Here is a 22,492-nt window from a genome sequence, read left to right as displayed (position 1 = left end):
AATTTTATTTTGATGACTCTGGAGGTTTGTATCCCTTGAATAGTTTTTTTATATTTCTTAAGGATAATTTAGACTTTATTTCGTCATTTACCATTGCTGCTGGTGCTAAAGCGCAGCATCCTAAACATCCCACAGATTCTAAAGAATATTCCTCATCAGGAGTTGTTTCGCCCTCTTTTATATTCAAATGTCTTTCCATACCTTCTATTATCTGCTGGGCGCCAGTTACATGGCAGGCTGTTCCAGTGCATACAGATATGTGCTTTTTTCCTTTGGGTATAAATCTGAACTGAGTATAAAATGTGGCCACACCATATATTTCACTTTCAGGTACATTTGTGAAATGAGATACCTCTTTCATGAGTTCTTCTGATAAATAACCGTATTCTGATTGTATTTCCTGTAGTAAAGGAACCAGATCCGATTTTTTCCCAGAATATCTGGATAAAATTTTATTCAAGACTTTCATATAACTTTCCCTCTACTTAGCTTGATGGTTGATAATTAATATCAAATTTAATGATTTAACAACATTATATCCACAAAATTCGTACTTACATGCTTTGAATATTCATAAAAATAGTATTTAAAAGGGATTTAAGTCACTGGGATTGATTTTTTAATAAAATTTATTATGGTCTTCCAGTATATAAATTAATGTATAGTTTTAAGTCGATTTTATAATTAAAGAGGTGGGAAAAAATGACCAAAAAATATCCAGATCATCACGTTAGTATAAGATCCCGGTATCCAGAATACAGTTCAATTTTATCAGATTTAGGTAAAGTTGTAAGAAAATCCGGACCCATTGATCATAAACATTCACATCTAATTCAGTTATCAGCTTCTGCAGCCATAAAGTCTGAAGGAGCAGTTCACAGCCATGTAAAAAGAGCCATTAATGCTGGGGCAACTCCGGAAGAAATTTATCATGCCATTATGCTAGTAACCAGCATTATAGGATTTCCCAGTGTAGCAGCAGCTATATCATGGGCGGATGATATATTAATGGATAAATAGTTCTTAATTTAATCTTACTTTCTTTTTAATTATTAAGTTATTATAATCTAATAATGGTGCTAATATGTCCACTATGTATGAAAAAGTATCTGCCCTGGCAGTCCGTGAAACTAGCAAATCAGTACAGGAAAAAATCGTCAAAGACGCGGAGATAGAACTTATTGTAAATAAAACCTTAACTCGTAAATTTTCAATTAGCCCTGACTCTTTAAAAGAATTTGCAATGGGATATCTTTTAGGGGAAGGCCTTATTCGTTCATTAGAGAATGTTGAAGAAATTTCAATTGAGGAAAACACTGTAAAGGTCCAGGTAGATATGGAAGACTTCGATATAGTCCAGGAACTGGTGGTGGGTTCTGATTGTTTTGGAGGATGGCGCCAGAAAATCGAATTTATAGATAAAGTTGAATCGGAATTTACAGTAGATAAAAAAAAGCTACTTAAATCTTTTATAAAGTTAAAAGATAATGCATTCACCTGGCAGAAAACGGGAGGGGCTCATGTAGCTGCCTTGATTTATAAAGATAAATTTTTATCCAGGGAAGATGTTAGTCGACATGTGGCGGTGGATAAGGTTATCGGGGCGGGTTTACTGGAAAAAGTGGACTTTAAAAATAGTTACATTGCCTACAGTGGCAGGATGCCCGCAGATATGCTCATAAAAATTGCCCGGGTGGGAATGCCCATCATAGCATCCAATGCAGCTCCCACTACTTCCGGATATGCTGTGGCTAAAGAAGCAGGAATAACCATGGTTGGATTTGTTAGAGGCGAAAGATTCAATATTTATACCCATCCCCACCGGGTAGTGATAGATTGATTTAAATCTTTTTTAAAGTAGTTTAAGTTTTTTAATTGGTTGGAGTAAAGGGAATATGCAATTATAATCTCTGGATTACTCCAGCACATTATGTTTCTCTTTAAGGTCATCCTCAGTTTTATCCATTTTATGCATGAGCTCGGCAATCAAACCATCCAGAAATATAAGGGATGTTATCTCAAAAAGAGTCCCCATAGGGGCCAATGACTGATGTCGACCATTTATCTGTCTTTTAATATAGTTTTGTTCAGAGTCTATTTTGGTTCTTCCTTTAATAGTTATTATATGATCAGAAAGATCCCCCAGAAGGGATTCGGGGTAAGAAGTTATGGCAATAATATTAGCCCCTCTCTTTTTTGCTATTCGTGCAGTGCTAAGTATAGTACTGGTTTGGCCGGATCCACTTATAGCCAGGAGAGTATCCCCTGTATTTATAGCCGGAGTGATGGTTTCACCCACCACATATACACTGATTCCCAGATGCATTAAACGCATGGCAAATGCTTTGGCCACCAGGCCAGACCGGCCCATACCCATAACAAAGACATTTGCTGAAGAAATGAGCGCCCCCATTGCCTTTTCTAGATTATCTTGATCCAGTGATTGAGAGGCTTGATTAACATTTTCCAGGATTTCCGCAATGGCATCATTGATTATCATATATTTCACCTAAAGTTGATTTAAATAAATGGAATTAAGGAAATTAAAATTTTATGTAATACATTTAATCCTGTTAACTGAAATACATAAACAGCATAATATATCTGCAAGTCCTATATTTATTTTTTAGTAGGGTGTGCTTGATATTAAAGAACTTGAAATAATGGTAATTGCGAAATTTTATATTATATATAAGGTTTTGATACTCTATGGAATTTTATCCCCGCCTGGGAATGAATATAAATGGTCATGAATTTAATTACAAATTTTTTCAGACCTTAAAATGTGTATCCCAAACATGGTCCCAGAGAAAAGCCGCCATTAAATTGGGAGTATCCCCTGCGGTTTTAAATCGTCGCATTCTGGATGCTGAGAATAAATTAGGTTTTCAGATATTAAAAACAACCGGGGCCGGTTCAGAACTAACTTCTGAAGGAATAAGCATACTGGAACAATATAACCGTTATGTTAGTAGAATTAAAGATAGTAATCGCCTTTTGATTAGCGGAGGCCATATTTCATCCGGGTTATTAGAGGTTTTAGCTGCAAAGAGTAGTTTGGAAGTAGCATGTTACAGTAGCGATGATGAAAGTGCTTTTTATCTGGCAAAAAAAGATTTATTAGATATTATGAGCCTGGATGATCCCCTTCTGGCATTTCAAAATGATTTAGATTTTACTCCCCTTGCTTATGATTACCTGGTACTAATATCCAGTCCGGGATGGGAAGTAAGTGATATTAGAGAACTTAAAAATCAAAAGTTTGTGGCTGTTTCCAGTTCATCCCAGAGGCTGGCCTGGAAAACTCTGGAAGATAATTCCGTGCCATTTGAAATTTATGGTGAAGTCAAATCTCCTTACGAAGCCTTTAAAATAGTTAAAAACTCAAATAATTTGCATACCTTTCTTAATGGTAGTTTCTTTCAGGGCGAAGATTTACTTAAAGAGGAAACCCGCCACGTTATTAGTATGGTGAATTTTAGAGACTTTAATCCACAGATAGAAGAATTTATTAATTATATACTTGGCCCTGGCCAGAAAATTGTAAAAAAACAGGGATTCGGGACTTTATAGTTATAACTAGGGGGATATTCATAGTAAAAAGCGATTGATAGTGTTTTTAATTAATTTCACCAGGTTAAAATCTTATTTAAAATGGCTAGAAAAATTTTAAGTACTTCTAAAATCAACATAGGGCCGGTGATTTATTGAGTGAAAAAAGGGATTTACTGGCAATTGGCCACACTGCTTTTGATTATATTATCCAGGTAGGGGAGTTCCCAGATCCTAACTCCTCCACTGCCATAGAAAAAATGAAAAACCTGCATGGCGGAGCCGCTGCTAATGTAGCAGTAGTGGGATCCAGATTAGGACTTAATACTTCCCTGGTATCTGCTGTAGGTGGTGATTTTGCCGGTTCAGAATATCAATTAGTCTTAAATAAACTGGGAATTGACACCGCAGATATGATAGTAGTGGAAGAGGACACAACCCCCACTGCTTTTGTTTTAACCAATTCTAATGACGATCAGATAAGTTATTTTTACTGGGGAGCTGCTAAAAACTTCAAAAATTCGGAAGTACCACTTAAGTCAATTATGAAAACCAAGGCCATACATTTAGCAACGGGAGATCCCCAGTTCAACCGGAAATGTGGTGAGGTTGCCCGGGAACAGGAAAAATTAATTTCCTTTGATCCTGGTCAGGACCTTTACATGTATTCCCCCCAGGAGTTAAAAGAAGTGGTGGGACTATGTAATATATTATTTGGTAACCATTTTGAAATTGATCGCATAAAAAACACTCTGGGGATGAGTCTAAAGGAAATAATGGAAAATGGTCCGGAAATTGTGGTTAAGACCTATGGTTCCCAGGGGAGCACCATTTATACTCCTGAAAAAATTAAGATAGATGCCACAAAAAGTGTAGTTCAGGACCCTACCGGTGCAGGTGATTCCTACCGGGCGGGTTTTATAACGGCCTATTTAGATGATAATGATTTAGAATACTGTGGAAGATTTGCATCAGCTGTTGCTTCTTTTATTATTGAAGCTGAAGGTTGTCAAACCAATGTTCCAGATTACGATATGGTTAAAAGTCGTATGGAGGGAAAAAAAGTTTAATACGTATTATTTTTTGTTTGGAGGGCATTTTATAAATAGGGATTAGTTACCATAACTATTGTTAATATAAGGGTGAATTAATAACTATATGTAAGCCCTTGTGCCTAATCATTTTATTTATATATAAAGGAAAATTAAAACAGTATATCTTTTATTAAGAAATACAATATTAAAAATGAAATCATGATAGTATATGAAAAGGATACTATCATTATTCGTTATTAGAATATATTGATAAATTTTGATTCAACATATTTAGGCTTTGATGATTTTGATTATAATTATCAAGAAAAGCTAAGGGTAAAAATATTAAAAAATACATGGTGATTCTATGACACAAATGGATGACGCAAAGAAAGGCATAATAACAGAGGAAATGAAAGCGGTGGCCCAGGCTGAAAACGTTTCTGAAGAATTCATAAGAAAATCTGTAGCTCAGGGGACCATAGCTATTCCCAGCAATCTAAACCGGGAAGGAGTAAAACCGGTGGGTATTGGAGCAGGGCTCAGAACTAAAGTAAATGCTACCATTGGAACATCAACCGACATCTGTGATTTCGATCTGGAAGAGGAAAAAGCTAAAGTGGCCATGGCCCATAATGCTGATACTTTGATGGAACTCTCTGTGGGGGGAGATTTGAATGAAATCCGACAGAGAATTTTAAAAATGTCTGATATTCCAGTGGGAAGTGTTCCTATTTATCAGGCTGCGGTAGAGACCATTCAGGAAAAGGGTTCTGCTATTTACATGGAAGAAGAATCCATGTTCAAGGCCATTGAAAAACAGGCCAAAGATGGTGTGGACTTTATGGCCATACACTGTAGTGTGAATCGGGAAACCTTAAAAAGATTAAAAAGACAGGGCCGTGAAGGAGGACTTGTGAGCCGGGGAGGGGCCTTTGTATCCGCCTGGATGGTGGAAAATGAAGTTGAAAACCCTTTATACAAAAACTATGATTACATTCTGGAAATAGCCAAAGAACATGATTTTGTAATGTCCATGGCCAATGCCATGCGGGCTGGTGCAATTGCAGATTCAACTGACCGGGCCGGAGTCCAGGAATTAATTATATTAGGAGAACTGGTGGATAAAGCCCGGGAAGTGGGAGTGCAAACTATTGTGGAAGGACCAGGCCACATACCTTTAAATGAAATTCCAGCCAATGTCACCCTGCAGAAAAAACTTTGCCGGGGAGCTCCTTTCTATATGTTAGGACCAATTGTGACTGATATTGGGGCCGGATACGACCATATCGTTTCATCAATAGGTGCAGCTGCTTCTGCAGGAGCTGGAGCAGATTTCATATGCTATGTGACTCCTGCAGAGCACCTGGCATTACCTTACCCTGATGACGTGAAGGAAGGGGTTATTGCCACCAGAATAGGTGCCTATGTGGGAGATATGGCCAAAGGCATTCATAATGGGGAAAAAGATCTGGTAATGGCCAATGCCCGTAAAAAACTAAACTGGGAAGCACAATATGATGCAGCACTATGTCCAGCAGAAGCCCGGCAAAAAAGAGATGAAAGACCACCAGAAGACCCTGATACATGTACCATGTGCGGTGACTACTGTGCTGTTAAAATTGTGAATGAATGGCTGGACAATGCCGAAGTGGATGTGTTTGATTAATTTAATTAATTAAACCATTTTTATTTTATTTAATTCTATTTAAAGAAATTATTTTAACAAATATTACTTTTATATTCTTTATTTTAAATAAATAAAATCATATAAAACTCTATAAGGGCCTTAAAAAATGCATATTGTACTTAAACCCTTAGCATATGACACATTTCATAACATAATATTAAAATAAAATAGATTTATAATGATATTTACAGCATTATTTTTAGTGCCCCTGATAGACTAAAATAATTATTAAACTGTTTTATATAAAAGGGCTAAAAGATTAGAACCTGCCCTTGGGTATAATAGGGAATATTTACATTATTTACTCTAAAAAAAGGTGATTTAATTGAAACACTGGATAGAAAGGATAGCAGATGAATTAAAAGATTGGGATGTGGATAATCACGTAGTAGCCAGTGGAACCTCCATTTCAGGATCAATACATATTGGGAACTCCTGTGACGTTTTTATAGCCAATGCCGTAAGCAAGGCTCTTATTAATAAGGAAAGTTCATCCAGAACCATATGGATAGCAGATGACCATGACCCCTTACGTAAGGTTCCTTATCCTCTTCCAGAAAGTTACGAAAAATACCTGGGGTTACCTTATTCCCAGATACCCTGTCCAGAAGGGTGCTGTGAAAGTTTTGTGGAACACTTCCAGAAACCATTCCTGGATACCCTGGATGATTTTGGCATAGAATTGGAGGCTTATTCTGGGGCCAAGATGTATAAAGATGGTCTTTACAACGATTACATACGCAAATCACTTGAAAAAGCTCCTGAAATCAGGAAAATATTTAATAAATATCGTGAAAATCCATTAAAAGAAGATTGGTTACCATATAACCCCATATGTAAAGATTGCGGACGGGTAAATACCACTTATGCCTACAGTTATCAGGAAGATGAGGTTTCTTATAGATGTACTTGTGGATTTGATGGAACCATGGATATAAAATCAGGGGATGGAAAATTAACCTGGAGGGTAGAATGGGCTGCTCGCTGGAAAATTTTTAATATAACCTGTGAACCATTTGGTAAAGACCACGCAGCGAGTGGAGGATCCTATGATGTGAGTAGCATCATTTCTAGGGAAATTTTTGATTATAAAGCACCCTATCCAGTTCCCTATGAGTGGATAACCCTTAAAGGAGATGCCATGAGTAAATCTCAGGGAGTATTTTTCACCCCTGGAGAGTGGCTGGAAATCGGGCCGGCTGAGAGTCTTTATTACTTCCTATTCCGAAGCAAACCCATGAAACATAAAGATTTCAATCCTGAAATGCCGTTTCTGGATTTCATTGAGCAGTTTGATAGGGTAGAACAGATTTACTTTAAAGAAGAACAGGCTGCATCAGAAAAGGAAGAAAAAAAGCTTAAAAAAATATACCAGGTATCCCAAATTCAAAAACATAGCCAAATACCATTTAGGCCTTCTTACCGATTCCTCACCGTGGCCTACCAGATAGCAGGGGATGACCTGGAAAATATATACCAGATACTAAAGAGGAATTCCCAGTTAAGTGATAAGATGGCAATTCTATCTTTTGAAGATTTATCTGACTCTCAAAAAGATCAGTTAGCAGAAAGAGTAAGTCAGGTTAAAAATTGGCTGGATAAGTATGCCCCCGGTTTTGTAAAGTTCCAAGTACAGAAAAAAATACCGTCTGTGACATTATCACCGGAACAGGAAAGTTTTTTAAGGGATATGGCCACCCTAATTGAAGAAAAAAATCTAAATCCCGAGGAGTTACATGACCAAATGTACGCCCTATTAAGGGAACATGATTTAAAACCTCAAAAAGCATTTCAAGCACTTTACAAAGTCATAATTGGTAAAAAAATGGGGCCAAGAGCAGCTTCATTTATATTATCTCTTGATAAGGATTTTGTGATTAAAAGATTGAGAATGCAGGAATAGATCCAGAAAAATTTACAGACTTGTGATTTAAATGAAGCTTAACTTAGTAGAAAGAGGGGTTCTGGATCCTCTGGCCGAATCCAGCCAGGAAAGTATATTTATAAATGATATACCTTCCCCTATCCACCACATATCTCTTTTTGATAATACCAAACCCGGGGCAGATATTATATTAAATATCATAAAAGCCAGTTTAAAGTCCATAGAAGTAATAGAATCAAAAAAACCTGCAGGAGCTGGTGCGAATAAGTTCCAGCTTGAAAAAGCTGCTGAAGGTGATGTTTCCATTCTGGCACTGGGGGACTGTGGTTCCTGTACTACCTGGGTTATTTTAGATGCTATAAGATTGGAAAAAAAAGGAGTGCCCACCCTATCCATTTGTTCCCATAAATTTGCACCCTTTGCCCGTAAACTGGCTAAGGCACATGGTGCTCCTGATTTAAGAATATTTGAAATTGAACACCCTGTAGCAGGTTTAAACCCGGACAAAGTGAAAGAAAAAACAAATGTTATAATTCCTGAAATTGAAAAAATCTTTTATAAGTCTGATTGAGGCGATTTAATGTCCGAAAAGATTCCCGATAATGTTGATAAGTCCTGTGGGTGTTTAATTGAAGATATTTTAACTGAATCTGAGGATTCAAAATGCAGCAGGCAACCTGAAAATTCAGATTACAATAAAAAAGAGAGTATCATGGTTGATCCTGATGTGGAAAAAATCAGCCTGGATTATTATCAAAAAAAGTTCACTGATGGTCTGCCAATTATACCCCCCACCCCTGACAGGGTCAATAAGTTTTATCAATACTCTGAGGGGGATCCTCAGGAAGTGCTGGCCATTCTACCCCCGCTCCAGGGAAAAGCAACCAGGGAAAAGATCGCCGTAAATGGGGTCATGGCCGGCTGTCTGCCCCAGTTTATGCCTCTTCTGGAGAAGGCAGTAATGGGCCTGGGGGATGAAAAATTCAACCTGGCAGGTGTAAATGCTACCACCCATCCTGTGGCGGTTTGTACCCTCATAAATGGTCCTGTGCGAAATGAATTAGAATTCAATAGTAAAACTGGATGTTTAGGTCCGGGCAACCTGGCCAATGCAAGTATTGGTCGAGCTATTCGCTTTTTTTTAATGAATATTGCTGGAGCGGTTCCAGGAATAGGGGACCACGCCACCATGGGTTCGGCTTCCAAGTACAGTTACTGCTTTGCGGAAAATGAGGAAGAAAGTCCCTGGGATGCTTTGCATGTGGAAAGAGGCTATGCTTCCCCTTCAGGTACACTTACCCTTTTGGGGATGGAAGCTCCCCATAATGTTAATGACCACCGCAGTCAAAAGGCCGAGGATTTGCTGGATAGTATAGTACATACTGCTTCCACGGCAGGTTGTAATAATAGTCATGTACCTGGAGAGTTACTGGTTATTATGAGTCCAGAACATGCTCGAACCATTTCCAATGAGGGATGGGGAAAAAAAGATGTTAAAAAATATATACACCAGCATGCGATGGTTCCGGTAAATTTAGCTGATAGAGGTGGTCGTAAACTGGATGAGATATGGTGTAAAGAAAATATGGTCCCCATTACCCGAAAAATAGATGATGTGGTGATAGTGGTGGCAGGTGGTCCGGGAAGGCACAGCATGCTGGCCCATGGTTTCGGTACTTCCTGTGAATCAGTAACCCTCCCTCTGGATTAAAAACCAGGATATTTAATTTTTTTAGTCCTGCAGGACTTTATTTTAAGTTAGTTTCTCCTCCAACCCGTTCCAGTTCTGATTCCCAGGTTTCAGGATTCTCCCGGATATAATCTTCCAGGAGTTCCCAGCACTCTTCCATTTCTAAATCAATAACTTCCACCCCATTATCTCTTAAAAGTTGTTCTGGACCAGATAAAGTTTTATTTTCACCTATAACTACCCTGGGAATTTTATAAAGTAGTGCAGCCCCGGAACACATGGTGCAGGGAGATAAAGTAGTGTAAAGAGTGCATTGTTGATAATCTTCTCCCCGTAGCCTTCCGGCACTTTCCATGCAGTCCATTTCCCCATGTAGAATAACTGATTGATTTTGTAATAGGCGGTTATGGCCGCGACCTATGATGTGATTATTTTCTACCAGAACTGCACCAATAGGAATTCCGCCCTCTTTAAGGCTTTTTTTAGCTTCTTTTATGGCTTCTTTCATGAATTTTTGGTGTTCAACCATAGTTATAACCCCCTGTTGAAAAATTATTTTTCTTGTGTGCGAAATTTTTTACCATCTTTTTTACACAGAGTTTTAATCAGATTACGACCACTTAAAGCTGCGGTGGGTATTCCAATCATCGCTTCTGCCCATTGACCCACCATATAAAAATTTTGAAGCCCGGGTAAAGTCTTGCTTAGTCCCTGAAACATTATCTTCATCATACCGTGAGGAGGGCTCCAAACCTGCCAGCCATGGAAATTATGAGTATATCTTTCCACGGTTAATGGTGTGGTAACATCATATATTTCCACATCTTCTTTTATTCCGGGAAATCTATTTTCAAGTAGATTTATCACCTTATGATAAACCATATCCTTTTCTTGCTGATATGAATCTTTATCTGTCTTCAACTTTTTCCAGTAATTATAATTCCCTCGCATCACTACTTTTATTACTGATTTTCCTTCACTTGAGAGGCCTGTAGTCGAGTCGAATATCTCCACATAAAGAGAATCTCTTTTCATGCCTTCAATTTCCAGATCCTGATTAATTAAGAGTGCAATAGCATGAGGTTCTCCTTTGAGGTCCCGATTTAGTCCCATGAAAACTTGTAAGCCAAATTCCTGACTCTCATCATAGGATTGATAATAAGAATCAATAAAATCACTGGTAAATTTACCCTCCAAAAGATTATAAATGGTATTGTAACCATCCCCGGCAGATATAACTATATCAGCGTAATGTTCTGTACCGTCTTTTAAAATAACTCCCACGGCCCGATTGTCATTTAGAATTATTTTACTAACCAGGCTATTATATCTAAGTTCTCCTCCCAGTTTTTTGAATCTGTTTTCTATTCTTTTGCTAAATTGCAGTGAACCATATTTAGGCCATCCCAGATCTCCTGCTTCAAAGCCAGCCATGAATAGTAAATGGGGAAACAAGGGAATACCAGATCCATCCATATTGTATTGTACATGTGGAAATGCCTTTTTTAAAAAATCGTTTTTGAAGCGCTGGGCATATTCTTCCAGATTTATGTTACTCCATTTAATTATCTGATAAGCTTGGGGAATAATACGTAATTTACTGGAAATACCATTCATACCCATAGAAAAAAAATCCGCTCTTACTAGGGATTGCCCTGCATTTAAATAATCATCAATAACATCTTCATCCTCAGGAGAAATTGTTTTAAGGTGTTTTTTTAGTTTCTGGATGTCGGTGTAAATATTTAATTTCTGGCCTTTTTCATCCTCTACCCTTACAAAAACATCGTGCTGGATTATATCCTCATTATTAAAAGCATCCAGCTCCTGCCACATTTTTGCCAGTTTTAAATTTCCTGTCCCGGCCAGGTTATGGATACAGTAATCAAAAGTGAATCCTTTACGATTCCATGAAGTACATAAACCCCCTGGTTTATTATGCATCTCAAAAATAATGGCATCAAATCCATTCATTTGAGCATAACACCCGGTTGATAATCCGGCAATGCCCCCACCAATGATTATAATTTTTTTATTATTTTTATTCATAAAATCACGGCGTATTTCAATTTACCTATTAAAAATTAAAATCTTTTTTTTAGGAAATTGATTTTCTATTAAAATTTTTTAAGAATTAAAGTTTTAACGGATCATATTGTAAAATTAAAGATTAAGGACTACTTTAAAAAAGAATAAAATAAAAAATAAAGATTTATTGTTCAAATCTACGCCTATCCTTTAATTCCTGCATTTTACCCTTATTCCATCCCCCGGATGAAGATTTTGCCCGGCCAACTTGTTGCACGTATCCAGTTATCCGGTCATACCATTCCACATCATCTCTCTCCCCACAGGTAGGGCACTGTTCATTTAATCCTTTCATAAGGGTCTTGCATCCAATGCAGAAGCTTAAAGCAGAGCTATATGCCCAGAAACCTATGTCGGATTTTTTAGCCATTTTATGAGTTAAACTCATCAGGGATTCAGGACTGGAATAGGACTCTCCCATAAAGGCATGGAATATGTGTCCACCGGGTGTGAGGGGATGGAACTTTTCTTCCAGGCGTATTTTTTCTGGTAGCAGTACATCAGAGTTCACCGGTACATGGGAAGAGTTAGTGTAGTAATAGGCTCCTCTATCACCCTGAGTGATAGCCTCTTCCTTGAATTTCTCTTTATCCAGACTGGCAAAACGGTAAGCAGTGGATTCTGCAGGGGTTTGTAGTACGGACCACCTTAGTCCAGTTTCCTTTTTCAATTCAGCTGTACGGTTATTTATGTATTCCAGAATCTTAATTCCCATCTTATGGGATTCGGAATCTTCAATTCCCCTTCCTAAATAAGAAAGAAGCATTTCATTTAATCCTACAAATCCAAAGGACATGGTGGAATTCTCAATACGATAATACATTTCATCCTCAAATTCCTGATGGAGGAAAGGTAACATGTTATACTTATTTAGACAATTCAGGGCCGATTCCCGGCGCAAATTCAAGACCTTAACTGCCATGTCCATATAGGAATCCAGGTATTCGAATACTTCAGTATCGTCCCGGGACTGGTAGGCAATTCTTGGCAGGTTCAAGGTTACATAGGCCAAATTTCCTGTTCTAAAACAATCTTTTTCCCATTCACCAGTCCAGTTATCCTGAAGTGCGGTTCGGCATCCCATATAGTTGGCCATATTACCCCGGTAACTGGCCAGCATATTCACAAAGTAGGCGGATCCATATTTAGCAGACAATTCATGAACCCTCATGAGATCCTCTTCCATTTCTGACTTTAAGGACTCTTTACGTATAGTGTAAATGGTATTGGGGAAAAGGTGCGGTTTTCCATCAGAATCTCCTTCCATGAGAGTTTCAGTTATAGCTCTTTGTAGTAAGCGAGTTTCTTCTTCAAAATCACCATAAGTACCTACCAGTTTGCCTTTAGGTCCATAGGCTGGTTCATCCTGGAGGAATTTAGGAACTGAAAATTCCAGGTTAATACTGGTAAAAGGTACTTGAGATCCCCGGGCAGCATAGGCCATATTCAAATTGAATATGAACATCTGCACTGCCTGTTTTACTTTTTCATAAGGCATTCCCGCTGCAAAAGGGGCCACGAATATATTCCACAGACTCATGGCCTGACCTCCACTCATATTCTGTTGTGCAGCTAGCATTATCTCCCCGGCATGGTTCATGAGAGTTTCCATGTGTTTGGGAGGTCCTGCCACCGAGGTATGGTCTCCAGTGCCATCTACTTTAAGCCCGTGCCTGATGAAAAGTCTTAAATCGTGCTGCATACAGTTTAAAGGCCTTCCAGCAAAAAATTCTAGATCATGTATATGAATATCCCCTGACATGTGAGCATCAGCCAGTTCATTGGGGAGATTTAGAAGGGCGTATTGTTTGAGGGCTTCATCCGCCACGTATTTATGAACGGTTTCCGGGTTGTGGATCATGTTAGCATTATCCCGGGACCCGTTTTGAATAAGGGAAGTTATATTATACACTGGAATACCCAGACGGGTGTATTTTTTCCTTAGTGTTTCCAGGCCGTGTTCCACCAGTTTGGTGTTAACTATCTCCCTGATCATGGGTGCAGTTAAATATTCTACATTTAATTTTTTAAGTTCTTTCCAAACATCAGAAGCAATGCTATATGCTAATTCACGGGAGGCGCCAGTTTCCACGACTAAAGTATCTTCTATTTTGGTCTGGTCAAAAGTTTCAATTTTATCACGGCTGGTACGAACCCTCAGCTTGTTGGCCGCCAGATAGCGATCAGCAGTTTCCTCTTTAATTTCACAAAGAGCATCATAAACCAGCATTTTTATTTCTGCCGTACTAATCCCATCATAAGCAGCAGCAGCCGCCTGAGATGCGATTTTCTCTGAAGCCCATAAAGGAGCACCAACCATTAAAAGAGATTTAACTATTTTCTCGTGACTGAATTTTTCATATATGCCATTATTTTTTAATACACATGTCTCTGCCTTGGTGGGCAAAGCCGCAATAATACGCGCGTCCCTCATCACATCATCACCATCTGAAATATTTTGGCCCGGAACAAATTGTTCCTAAAAAGCAACATAAGTCCTTTTACAAAGAGAACCGAATGTAAATACTACACTATTCTTTGTAAATGAAGGTATAAAAAGTTTGTTTATTCTGTTCGTAGTTGAACCAATTATATGGATTTTAAAAAAATATTCCCCTTTAGGCCCATACATATCCGGTTTTAAGATTTCCTATGGAACCTATAAGAATACATCCAGAGAACTCTGCTTTGATTTATCACTCTCAAAGAGAGAATTAATTCCAAATTCCTGAATTTCTATTCTTTGCATTAAATAAGGATTTATAGGGTATCTATTAGCCAGATTCTTTGAAATTTCCAGATATTTGACCACCGAACCCTTGGAAACACTCAATATAAGATTGCCTCCACATTTACACTCCCCGGTAAGTGGTATTCGCCTGTATTTTTTATTGCATTTGGTACAGCGGACTTTTTGCCGGGAAAATGCCCTTACATTACCCATCATATCCGGGAGGAAATGGGAACTTAGTACTCCTTCCACCACCCCTTTTTGATCCACTGCCCTTATTTTTTCAGCCAGTTCCACCTGTGATTCCACCTTTTCTTTCATGGTAGGGAGCAATTTATAAAGACAGACCCGGGGTCCCTGATGTATGCTATGGGTATGGTGAGAAAACATGATGTCCTGATATTGCTTAGCAGTGCCCAGTCTTTTTTGAACATTATCCATAATATGTACCACTTCTGAAGGTTTAGCATATTGTGTGGATTTTTCAAAAAATTCCAGGGGTAGAGATGCCATGGCATCTATATTATGGGATTCATCATCTATTTCTTCCGGATCAATCCGGGAGGACAAAACCAGGGGGGCATCCATACTTCCTCCCCGACTACTGGGTAGGTATGATTTGGAAAAATTAAGAAGGGCGTCCATTAAAAGCATGATAGAGTCTTCATCACTATCACAATTTCTTCTTTTAGCAGAATGAAAGTAAGGGTGGGCATAGCATGCTGCAGCTTTAGTAAAGCCTAATATCCTGCCTAATACTCCTGCAGAGGTGTGTGGAGCTAATCCCACTACCATTTGACCCACCAGGTCTTTTTTATCTTTCACCTGATAAAATCGTTCCAGACCATAGAACTTTTCTAAAAGATCATCAATAAACCCTGCCACCCCGATAAGGTACTGGGCACAGTTATCAGAAATCACCACATCCTGTACCTTGATTTCAATTATTTGATCTATATGTTCTAATTCATGACCATAGCAATCTTTTTCATATCCCAGTTCCTGCAGTTTTTCAATACTCACCCCCACTTCTCGAGGAGTAAAATGAGTAAGAGGCAGGTCCGTGGAATCATGACGAATCGTAGCATCTTTAAAGACAAATACTCCATTTTTTGCCCTTAAAATACCTTTTTCTAAAGGTTCCGGGAATTTTTCTTCGGAAATCATTCCCTGGACCCCTTTTATTTCATCGATCTTTCTGATTCCCACATTTTCAGAAGCCTTCCTCAATAAGCCAGATAAATTAATTTTTTTCTTTCCTGGGGCGGTAATAACCGTCGGTGATCCGCAATGAGGACAAATAGACTGAAAGGAACTAATCTGACATTGAGTGCATTTGGAACGACTGATTTCCACCGATATTTTTCCTTTTTTAGCAGCTTCCACAATATTTCGCCTGCTGCCTCCAAAATTAGATATGGGAAAAAGAGAATGAGGAGCAGGTTTCATTTTGCGTTCTTTTGTTTTTTCTGGTCTGCCCACCCTGGTCCCAATATAAGTGGGGGCTTTGGCCATGATCTGCACTGGTGAAACCTTATTTAATGCCAGTAGAGTGGATTGTTTCTCCTCCCCCAGTGGTTTTTCCAGGGTTTTAAAGAGGGCATAAGCATCATGGGCATCAATAATTATCTGAGAATCATTTAATATATGCGGAACCCCTAAAATCTCCAGGATTCTTTTTTGAGGAGCTATTGCAATTTTAAATTCCTTTCCTTCCTGATAATCTTCTTTTTTTCCCATTATCCAATCCTGTAGCATATTAAGATCATCCCAAGAGAGATCATGATAAAAGTAAGTATAATCCGGATGTAAGGGAACTTCATATTTTTCAGATATTTCAAATGCTTCTTTAGCTGTAATGGATTTATTTTCTAAAGATTTAAGATCCAGTGGATCCTTTTTGAGATCGTATTGTGATGATTGAGCTATCTTTTCCACCCACCATTCCGTGCACCATCCTGCAGGAAGCAGTACATGGTTGTTTCTAAGAAATTCGCCAAATGCAACCAGCATATCCCCTAAAAATAGTATTTCGTCCACCTTACCCTTCAGAGTGCGGGCCTGCTCCACTGTGGATACCTTAACCACACTGCCATTTTTTAATTTTACCAGTGGTCCTTCAATACTATCCACCGGCACCACACAGTTTCCTTTACCAGGCCTTTCAATTTTCATCTGGGTACCCACCGCCAGGAATTCTAAAAGTTCCATGGTAGCAGGGCTAACTCCCATAGCAGCCAGCCCTGTATTACGAGATCTGCCATAACGTAGCCGAAATGCTCCTTTTTCAGAAGGATTGGCAAGTACTGGTCTTCCCCCTATGATATCCCTAATATAAGTATCGTCGGCCTTAACCAGATCCTGGCCCTTTTTTTCTTTTTCAGATTTAGGGCCTTTTGAAAACTTTTCTAGCCATTCCCAGCCTTCCAGATTTAATTTCTTGGCGTACTTAAATACCTTGGGAGCCTTCTGTATAACTCCTTCCACCATAGCTAAAAGCGCTCCACCCCGGATATTATTAGTTTCAACCCTTTCCAGATCCCTATGAGAGACTTCCACCTGATCAGTGGGTTCTCCAGTTACTTCCACCGGGATATTATTGGCTGCCAGCCGTACTTCATCCGGGTTAGGGGAGTACTGCAAATTGGTTACTTCTGATTCATATAACTCTACTTCCTCCACATAACGTTCAATTTCGGTATCAGTAGGTTTATAAGGTGCTAAATCTATTGCCCATCGTATATAATCTCCTATAAGAACTGCAAGTGCTGCTGCAGTCCCTCCTGCGCTTCTTATCGGTCCAGCAAAGTACACTGCCAGGTAATTGGTACGATCGAAATTTTGTTTAATTTTTACTTTAGCTATACCTTCTAAAGGGGCAGCCACCACTCCTTCAGTCAGTATAGCCAGGGCAGTACGTAGAGCCTGGTCTGCCATTAATTCTCTTTGGGTCATTTCATCTTCTTTAGAGTCCTTTAAATCCGCCGAGGCTATTTCAGCAGCAATATTAAATGCTGCTTCTTCCCTGCTCATTTCACTTTCCAGTTCCTTTATTCTCTGGGCAATACCCACCGGACCCACCAGTCCCTCCACTCTTTCAGCTAAATCCTTGGCCAGGGGTATCTCAATTTCCGTATGTACATCACGACCCATGGATCTTGCTTTAGCAGCCAGATCATACAATTTTTTAGTTTCTTTTTCAAGTTTTTCAAAATAATCCATTATAATCCCTTTAAAAGTATTTTGAAGATTTTAAGTATTAATTAATTTAAAAATCCATTATATTCTATATTTTTAAGAGTGAACTAGCACCGGAAATAATTAGCTATACATATGTTAGAAGTGATATTTAATTATTGGATTGATTAGAAAAAAATGAAAGAAATTAAATCCACCATGCAAATATGCTGATTTTCATGTTAAATTCCATCATAAACAATATAGAAGTATTTTTCAATACTTACGGTGCCTGGGCAGTTTTTTTTGGAGGTGTGATTGAACAGATTATAGTCCCCCTCCCGGCCAGTCTGATTGTTTTAACCTCCAGTGTGATAACACTTAAAGGGGTTGATTTATCAGTAACCTCCTTAGGAGTTTTAATATTTAATATTGTGATACCTGCTTCTATAGGAATAACTATTGGATCTTTGGTTTTTTATATAATAGCCTATAAGGCAGGTATTCCATTTATAGAGAAAATTGGTCGTTATATGGGTTTTGGGGCAGAAGATGTTCAGGAAGTGGAAAATAAATTTAAAGAAAGTCGTTATGAACATCTTTTTATTTTTGTGGCCCGCTGCCTCCCTATTATTCCCAGTGTGGCAGTTAATATTTTCTGTGGATTAATAAAATATAATTTCAGGAATTATATAGTTATAACCTTCCTGGGAACCTCAGTGCAGATTTTTTTCTGGGGTTTGATGGGCTGGTTTTCAGGAAATATCTACCTCTTGGTTAAATCCCAGATATCTTTTATAGATAATCTGGTAACAGTAATGATAGTGCTGATTATTTTATATTTTATTTTAAAAAAGAATCGGGAAAAAATTAAAATTTAAAATTAGTCGCAATATTTGATTGATTTACTACCAATAATTTAATTATAAATATAGATTAGAAGTTATTCTCAGAATAATTCTCCTTTAAGTATATCAGGAAGTATATATAAAAATTAATTAAAGAGAATAAGGGAATATATTGTTAGTAATTAAAAATTATGAATTATACAAAGTTTAATTAATTCAATTTCATGGTGATAAAATGGCAAAAAAAGATAAAAAAACCCTGCCCCCCAGTGGTGCAGGTTTAGTAAGGTATTTTGAAGAAGAAACCAAAGGTCCTAAATTATCTCCGGAACAGGTAGTGGTAATGACCGTTATTTTAGCAATATTCTGCCTGGCCCTTCGTTTTTCCGCTTAAATAAGTTATTTTTTAATTTTTTTTAATCTTTTAATTAAGGAGTGATTTTTATGGCTATCCATCCTATTGAATTTCGTTATGGTACCCCTGAAATGAAAAATATCTGGGAATCGGAAAATAAGTTACAAAAAATGCTGGATGTTGAATCAGCACTGGCTCAGGCTGAAGCAGAATTAGGTATAATTCCTTTATCTGCTGGAGAAGAAATAAAAAATAAGGCCAGTACCCAGTATGTGACCCTGGAAAGAGTAAATGAAATAGAAAGAGAGACCAATCACGATATAGCTTCTCTGGTTAAAGCTTTAGCCGAGCAATGTCAGGGAGATGCAGGTGAATATGTCCATTTTGGGGCAACTTCTAATGATATTGTGGATAGCTCCCAATCATTACTTTTTAAGGAGTCTATTGCTGTACTCCAGGAAAAAATTGAAAGACTTACCAGATTACTTTTGGAGCTGGCAGAATCGAATAAAGAGAATGTATGTATTGGACGTACCCATGGACAGCATGCCCTACCCACCACCTATGGTATGAAATTTGCCCTGTGGGCTGAAGAGATGTACCGACAAAAAGAAAGGTTAGATGGAGTCCAAAAAAGACTCTGTGTGGGTATGATGACAGGAGCAGTAGGTACCACAGCTGCCCTGGGAGTAGAAGGCCTGAGGGTTCATGAAAAGGTTTCAGAAATTTTAGGATTGGAACCGGTATCTATATCCAATCAGGTGGTGCAAAGGGATAACCATGCCGAGTTCATGATGGTTATGGCCAATATAGCCACCACTCTGGATAAAATCGCCCTGGAGATTCGTAACCTGCAGCGAACAGAGATCATGGAAATAGGTGAAAAATTCGATCCTGAAAAGCAGGTGGGAAGCAGTACCATGCCTCATAAAATGAACCCCATAACCGCCGAGAGAATATGTGGAGTCTCCCGGGTGGTGCGCTCTTATGTGGTAGCTGCTATGGAAAATAATCCATTATGGCATGAAAGGGATTTGACAAACTCCTCCTGTGAAAGAATAATTTTCCCGGAAGCCTGCATTCTAACAGACTATATTCTAAATTTATCCCTGAAATTAATGGGTAATCTGGTTTTTTATCCAGAGAATATAGAAAAAAATCTGAATCTTACCCGTGGTTTGATTATGGCTGAAAGGCTCATGGCTGAACTTACCCGTAAAGGAATGGGACGCCAGACTGCTTACGCCCTGGTAAGAAAGTGTGCTATTAAAGCTAATAAGGATAATGAATTATTATCTGAAGTTATATTAACCCAAAACGAATTGGAAGAGTATCTTTCCCCAGAAGACGTTGATGAAATCATGAACCCCCGTACCTATATTGGATCCGCGGTTTTGATGGTGGAAAACGTGCTGGAAAATTCTAAAAACTGGTTTTAAATTATAAATAATTATTTTTTTCTTTTTTTGATTACTTTTTTTAGGATATATTGTTTTAGAAAAAAGCTTATACTTCACTCACCTAAATAATAATCAGGTGGAGTTTTCCACTAAAAAGAAGAGGTGATTGAATGGTTGAAACCAAAGAAATAAAATCCATACCTGTGATGCCATTTGCCCTAATGATAGGGGCTATAGGAGGAGTATTAGGTTTCATATGGTCTTTGGTAGTGATAATATTTGGGGCGTCCCTTCTGGCCCTGGTACCAGCCCAGGAAGTAGGTGCAGCAGTAGCCGGAGGGCTTTTAGGAGCTATTTTTTTAATTATATTTGCAACTATAGGGGCTTTTGTGGCCGGATTTATAACTTACGCCATCATAGCTTTGATTTACAATTTCCTTGCTCCTAAACTGGGTGGAATAAAATTAGAATTGGAATAATTTCTCTATTTTTTTTATTTTATTTTAAATGCTTATCAGGTTAAAGCCTTCAATTAATTCTAAATTATTTTTTAAAAAAGGTAGCAGTTATTTATGCTCCTTTTAACATAATATTAATAGTACCTAGGGAGGTGCTTTTAGATGAAAACTATGAAAGAATTGAAATCGATAAAAATAGTACCCTATACTATTATGAATGCTGCTCTTAATGCAGTATGGGGTTTCATATTTGCAATTATATTGTTGATATTTGGAGGTGCATTTGCCTCGCTGCTATCTGGAACCGAACTTGCTCCTTTAAGTGGAGTTATACTGGGTATTTCAGTAGCCGGTCTTATTGTTTTCCCGGTTGGATCCTTCTTATTAAGTATAATGCCATCTTTTCTACAGGCATTACTCTACAATTTACTGGTACCCAAACTTGGTGGAATCCAGATTGAATTAGAGGAAATGACTGAAGTAACCAGGGCAGAAGTAGTTCCTTTTGCACTTATACTGGCCGGAGTAACTGCAGTATTCCAGTTAATAATGCAACTGGTAATTGCTCCCCTGCAGGCAGTTTTGATTGAACTTATCGGAGGTATTGGTACCCTGGCACTGGCTGCTACAAATGCCACTACCGGACAACTACCCGCCATGGGTGGTGCCGGAGCATTAGGCGCCATAGTGAATATTATACTCAGCCCACTGATAACTTTCATCTTCGTATTTATAGGTGCTGCTATAGCCGCCTTACTCTACAATTTCCTGGCCCCTAAACTAGGAGGAATGAAAGTAGAATTAGCTCAAATGACAGATAACTTCTTTGGTGTAGAAAGCATTAATCCTGTGGCCATCGGATTAATAACCGGTGCTATTGCTGCTGTTCTGGGACTTATATTAGGGATCATATTCCTGATATTATTTGCTGCCCTTGGATCTATAGAAGCCGGCATACTGATCTTACTGACTTATGTAATAGGTGGATTTATACTTGTATTCATCGCCTATGCTTTAACTGCACTTATCTACAATGTACTCTCACCAAAGATTGGTTCATTCAAAATACAATTAGAATAAAGCAGTAAAAGATATACTTAGAATAGATTTTATCTATTCTAACCTATTTTTTTTAAAATAAGAAATCAGTAATTTAAGAATCTTCTTCCAGTTTTTCCCGATCCTTCAGTTTCTTTTTAAGTAATTCCTTTTGATTAATGCACTTATTAAGCTCTCTACCAATCCATAGAACCCTTAAAAACAGATATATTAACCCCGATGCCATTAAAAATAATAATATTAATAGAATTCCGATGATTATCCCTGCCGACATTGCCTGCCACATCAAGGAAAAGTTATAGGTCAAGTAAAGCACTAAAATCATGACCCCCATTACCAGGCCCAGTAACACCACTATTTTTAAATTTCTCCAGGAGATCTTCATAATTTTCCACTCCATTTATTCCAGTGATACTACCTGCCTTTAAATTAAAGAGGGCTCATCTCTTTATGCAGGTGGTGATTATAAGATATGTTTTCTTAGGACTTTATAGCAACCTGAGCTAAAGGCATATTTAAAAAGAT

The 22,492-nt window shown here is 38.1% G+C and carries 20 protein-coding genes; 13 read left to right on the top strand and 7 right to left on the bottom strand.

All coding sequences use genetic code 11. The features are described 5' to 3' along the window. Window positions 1-4: 4 nt before the first annotated feature. Entirely contained in the window at window positions 5-469 is a 465-nt protein-coding gene (gene nuoE, locus HYG87_RS07060) for an NADH-quinone oxidoreductase subunit NuoE (protein WP_211532492.1), read from the bottom strand. A 233-nt stretch (window positions 470-702) separates the two neighbouring features. On the opposite strand from nuoE, the gene HYG87_RS07055 reads away from it, so the two are divergent. After that, complete coding sequence (locus HYG87_RS07055) at window positions 703-1,020, top strand: carboxymuconolactone decarboxylase family protein (protein WP_211532491.1); 318 nt, start codon at window positions 703-705, stop codon at window positions 1,018-1,020. A 64-nt stretch (window positions 1,021-1,084) separates the two neighbouring features. Then, window positions 1,085-1,840, top strand: coding sequence for a formate dehydrogenase accessory sulfurtransferase FdhD (fdhD, locus tag HYG87_RS07050; protein ID WP_211532490.1), 756 nt, complete (start codon window positions 1,085-1,087; stop codon window positions 1,838-1,840). A 75-nt stretch (window positions 1,841-1,915) separates the two neighbouring features. Here the strand turns inward: fdhD and hxlB are convergent, their stop codons facing one another. Beyond that, on the bottom strand, window positions 1,916-2,500 hold the full coding sequence (gene hxlB / locus HYG87_RS07045; RefSeq protein WP_211532489.1) for a 6-phospho-3-hexuloisomerase: 585 nt from the start codon (window positions 2,498-2,500) through the stop codon (window positions 1,916-1,918). Between the two features lie 209 nt (window positions 2,501-2,709). On the opposite strand from hxlB, the gene HYG87_RS07040 reads away from it, so the two are divergent. From HYG87_RS07040 to HYG87_RS07015, 6 genes are all read left to right on the top strand, one after another. Next, on the top strand, window positions 2,710-3,573 hold the full coding sequence (locus HYG87_RS07040) for a helix-turn-helix domain-containing protein (protein ID WP_211532488.1): 864 nt from the start codon (window positions 2,710-2,712) through the stop codon (window positions 3,571-3,573). Between the two features lie 134 nt (window positions 3,574-3,707). Continuing rightward, a complete protein-coding gene (locus HYG87_RS07035) occupies window positions 3,708-4,622 on the top strand; it encodes a carbohydrate kinase family protein (RefSeq protein WP_211532487.1) in 915 nt (304 codons plus the stop codon). Between the two features lie 331 nt (window positions 4,623-4,953). Continuing rightward, a complete protein-coding gene (gene thiC, locus HYG87_RS07030; protein ID WP_211532486.1) occupies window positions 4,954-6,255 on the top strand; it encodes a phosphomethylpyrimidine synthase in 1,302 nt (433 codons plus the stop codon). A 346-nt stretch (window positions 6,256-6,601) separates the two neighbouring features. Next, window positions 6,602-8,179, top strand: coding sequence for a lysine--tRNA ligase (lysS, locus tag HYG87_RS07025; RefSeq protein ID WP_211532485.1), 1,578 nt, complete (start codon window positions 6,602-6,604; stop codon window positions 8,177-8,179). A gap of 31 nt (window positions 8,180-8,210) precedes the next feature. Next, window positions 8,211-8,732, top strand: coding sequence for a UGSC family (seleno)protein (locus HYG87_RS07020; RefSeq protein WP_211532484.1), 522 nt, complete (start codon window positions 8,211-8,213; stop codon window positions 8,730-8,732). Window positions 8,733-8,741: 9 nt separating this feature from the next. Then, window positions 8,742-9,872 (top strand): hypothetical protein, encoded by a 1,131-nt coding sequence (locus HYG87_RS07015; RefSeq protein ID WP_211532483.1) that lies wholly within the window; start codon window positions 8,742-8,744, stop codon window positions 9,870-9,872. 37 nt (window positions 9,873-9,909) lie between these two features. Here HYG87_RS07015 and HYG87_RS07010 read toward each other — a convergent pair whose 3' ends face one another. The 4 genes from HYG87_RS07010 to polC all read right to left on the bottom strand — a co-directional run bounded on the left by HYG87_RS07010 (window position 9,910) and on the right by polC (window position 17,892). Next, the gene (locus HYG87_RS07010) at window positions 9,910-10,380 is read right to left on the bottom strand and encodes a nucleoside deaminase (RefSeq protein WP_211532482.1); all 471 of its coding nucleotides are present in this window, start codon (window positions 10,378-10,380) and stop codon (window positions 9,910-9,912) included. A 23-nt stretch (window positions 10,381-10,403) separates the two neighbouring features. Continuing rightward, window positions 10,404-11,900 (bottom strand): phytoene desaturase family protein, encoded by a 1,497-nt coding sequence (locus HYG87_RS07005; RefSeq protein WP_211532481.1) that lies wholly within the window; start codon window positions 11,898-11,900, stop codon window positions 10,404-10,406. Window positions 11,901-12,063: 163 nt separating this feature from the next. After that, entirely contained in the window at window positions 12,064-14,373 is a 2,310-nt protein-coding gene (gene nrdD, locus HYG87_RS07000; RefSeq protein ID WP_211532480.1) for an anaerobic ribonucleoside-triphosphate reductase, read from the bottom strand. 225 nt (window positions 14,374-14,598) lie between these two features. Further along, window positions 14,599-17,892, bottom strand: a complete 3,294-nt coding sequence (polC, locus tag HYG87_RS06995) for a DNA polymerase II large subunit (protein ID WP_211532479.1) — start codon at window positions 17,890-17,892, stop codon at window positions 14,599-14,601. A 194-nt stretch (window positions 17,893-18,086) separates the two neighbouring features. Between polC and HYG87_RS06990 the strand changes: the two genes are divergently transcribed. The 5 genes from HYG87_RS06990 to HYG87_RS06970 all read left to right on the top strand — a co-directional run bounded on the left by HYG87_RS06990 (window position 18,087) and on the right by HYG87_RS06970 (window position 21,988). Then, the gene (locus HYG87_RS06990) at window positions 18,087-18,728 is read left to right on the top strand and encodes a DedA family protein (RefSeq protein WP_211532478.1); all 642 of its coding nucleotides are present in this window, start codon (window positions 18,087-18,089) and stop codon (window positions 18,726-18,728) included. Window positions 18,729-18,930: 202 nt separating this feature from the next. Further along, window positions 18,931-19,089, top strand: coding sequence for a preprotein translocase subunit Sec61beta (locus HYG87_RS06985; RefSeq protein WP_211532477.1), 159 nt, complete (start codon window positions 18,931-18,933; stop codon window positions 19,087-19,089). A 50-nt stretch (window positions 19,090-19,139) separates the two neighbouring features. Continuing rightward, entirely contained in the window at window positions 19,140-20,489 is a 1,350-nt protein-coding gene (purB, locus tag HYG87_RS06980; protein WP_211532476.1) for an adenylosuccinate lyase, read from the top strand. 131 nt (window positions 20,490-20,620) lie between these two features. Then, entirely contained in the window at window positions 20,621-20,929 is a 309-nt protein-coding gene (locus tag HYG87_RS06975) for a hypothetical protein (RefSeq protein WP_211532475.1), read from the top strand. A 141-nt stretch (window positions 20,930-21,070) separates the two neighbouring features. Next, a complete protein-coding gene (locus tag HYG87_RS06970) occupies window positions 21,071-21,988 on the top strand; it encodes a hypothetical protein (RefSeq protein ID WP_211532474.1) in 918 nt (305 codons plus the stop codon). A 73-nt stretch (window positions 21,989-22,061) separates the two neighbouring features. Here HYG87_RS06970 and HYG87_RS06965 read toward each other — a convergent pair whose 3' ends face one another. Next, on the bottom strand, window positions 22,062-22,352 hold the full coding sequence (locus tag HYG87_RS06965) for a hypothetical protein (protein ID WP_211532473.1): 291 nt from the start codon (window positions 22,350-22,352) through the stop codon (window positions 22,062-22,064). Window positions 22,353-22,492 lie beyond the last annotated feature (140 nt).

Origin of the sequence: Methanobacterium alkalithermotolerans (genome assembly GCF_018141185.1) — an archaeon.
Classification (GTDB): domain Archaea; phylum Methanobacteriota; class Methanobacteria; order Methanobacteriales; family Methanobacteriaceae; genus Methanobacterium_F; species Methanobacterium_F alkalithermotolerans.
Note: the sequence above shows the minus strand (reverse complement) of the source record. Positions and strands in the feature narration are given on the sequence as shown.

Bases quoted from the DNA above. Each gene is read 5' to 3' on its own strand.
- nuoE (WP_211532492.1), bottom strand. From the start codon at position 469: ATGAAAGTCTTGAATAAAATTTTATCCAGATATTCTGGGAAAAAATCG.
- HYG87_RS07055 (WP_211532491.1), top strand. From the start codon at position 703: ATGACCAAAAAATATCCAGATCATCACGTTAGTATAAGATCCCGGTAT.
- fdhD (WP_211532490.1), top strand. From the start codon at position 1,085: ATGTCCACTATGTATGAAAAAGTATCTGCCCTGGCAGTCCGTGAAACT.
- hxlB (WP_211532489.1), bottom strand. From the start codon at position 2,500: ATGATAATCAATGATGCCATTGCGGAAATCCTGGAAAATGTTAATCAA.
- HYG87_RS07040 (WP_211532488.1), top strand. From the start codon at position 2,710: ATGGAATTTTATCCCCGCCTGGGAATGAATATAAATGGTCATGAATTT.
- thiC (WP_211532486.1), top strand. From the start codon at position 4,954: ATGACACAAATGGATGACGCAAAGAAAGGCATAATAACAGAGGAAATG.
- HYG87_RS07020 (WP_211532484.1), top strand. From the start codon at position 8,211: ATGAAGCTTAACTTAGTAGAAAGAGGGGTTCTGGATCCTCTGGCCGAA.
- HYG87_RS07015 (WP_211532483.1), top strand. From the start codon at position 8,742: ATGTCCGAAAAGATTCCCGATAATGTTGATAAGTCCTGTGGGTGTTTA.
- HYG87_RS07010 (WP_211532482.1), bottom strand. From the start codon at position 10,380: ATGGTTGAACACCAAAAATTCATGAAAGAAGCCATAAAAGAAGCTAAA.
- HYG87_RS07005 (WP_211532481.1), bottom strand. From the start codon at position 11,900: ATGAATAAAAATAATAAAAAAATTATAATCATTGGTGGGGGCATTGCC.
- nrdD (WP_211532480.1), bottom strand. From the start codon at position 14,373: ATGAGGGACGCGCGTATTATTGCGGCTTTGCCCACCAAGGCAGAGACA.
- polC (WP_211532479.1), bottom strand. From the start codon at position 17,892: ATGGATTATTTTGAAAAACTTGAAAAAGAAACTAAAAAATTGTATGAT.
- HYG87_RS06990 (WP_211532478.1), top strand. From the start codon at position 18,087: ATGTTAAATTCCATCATAAACAATATAGAAGTATTTTTCAATACTTAC.
- HYG87_RS06985 (WP_211532477.1), top strand. From the start codon at position 18,931: ATGGCAAAAAAAGATAAAAAAACCCTGCCCCCCAGTGGTGCAGGTTTA.
- purB (WP_211532476.1), top strand. From the start codon at position 19,140: ATGGCTATCCATCCTATTGAATTTCGTTATGGTACCCCTGAAATGAAA.
- HYG87_RS06975 (WP_211532475.1), top strand. From the start codon at position 20,621: ATGGTTGAAACCAAAGAAATAAAATCCATACCTGTGATGCCATTTGCC.
- HYG87_RS06970 (WP_211532474.1), top strand. From the start codon at position 21,071: ATGAAAACTATGAAAGAATTGAAATCGATAAAAATAGTACCCTATACT.
- HYG87_RS06965 (WP_211532473.1), bottom strand. From the start codon at position 22,352: ATGAAGATCTCCTGGAGAAATTTAAAAATAGTGGTGTTACTGGGCCTG.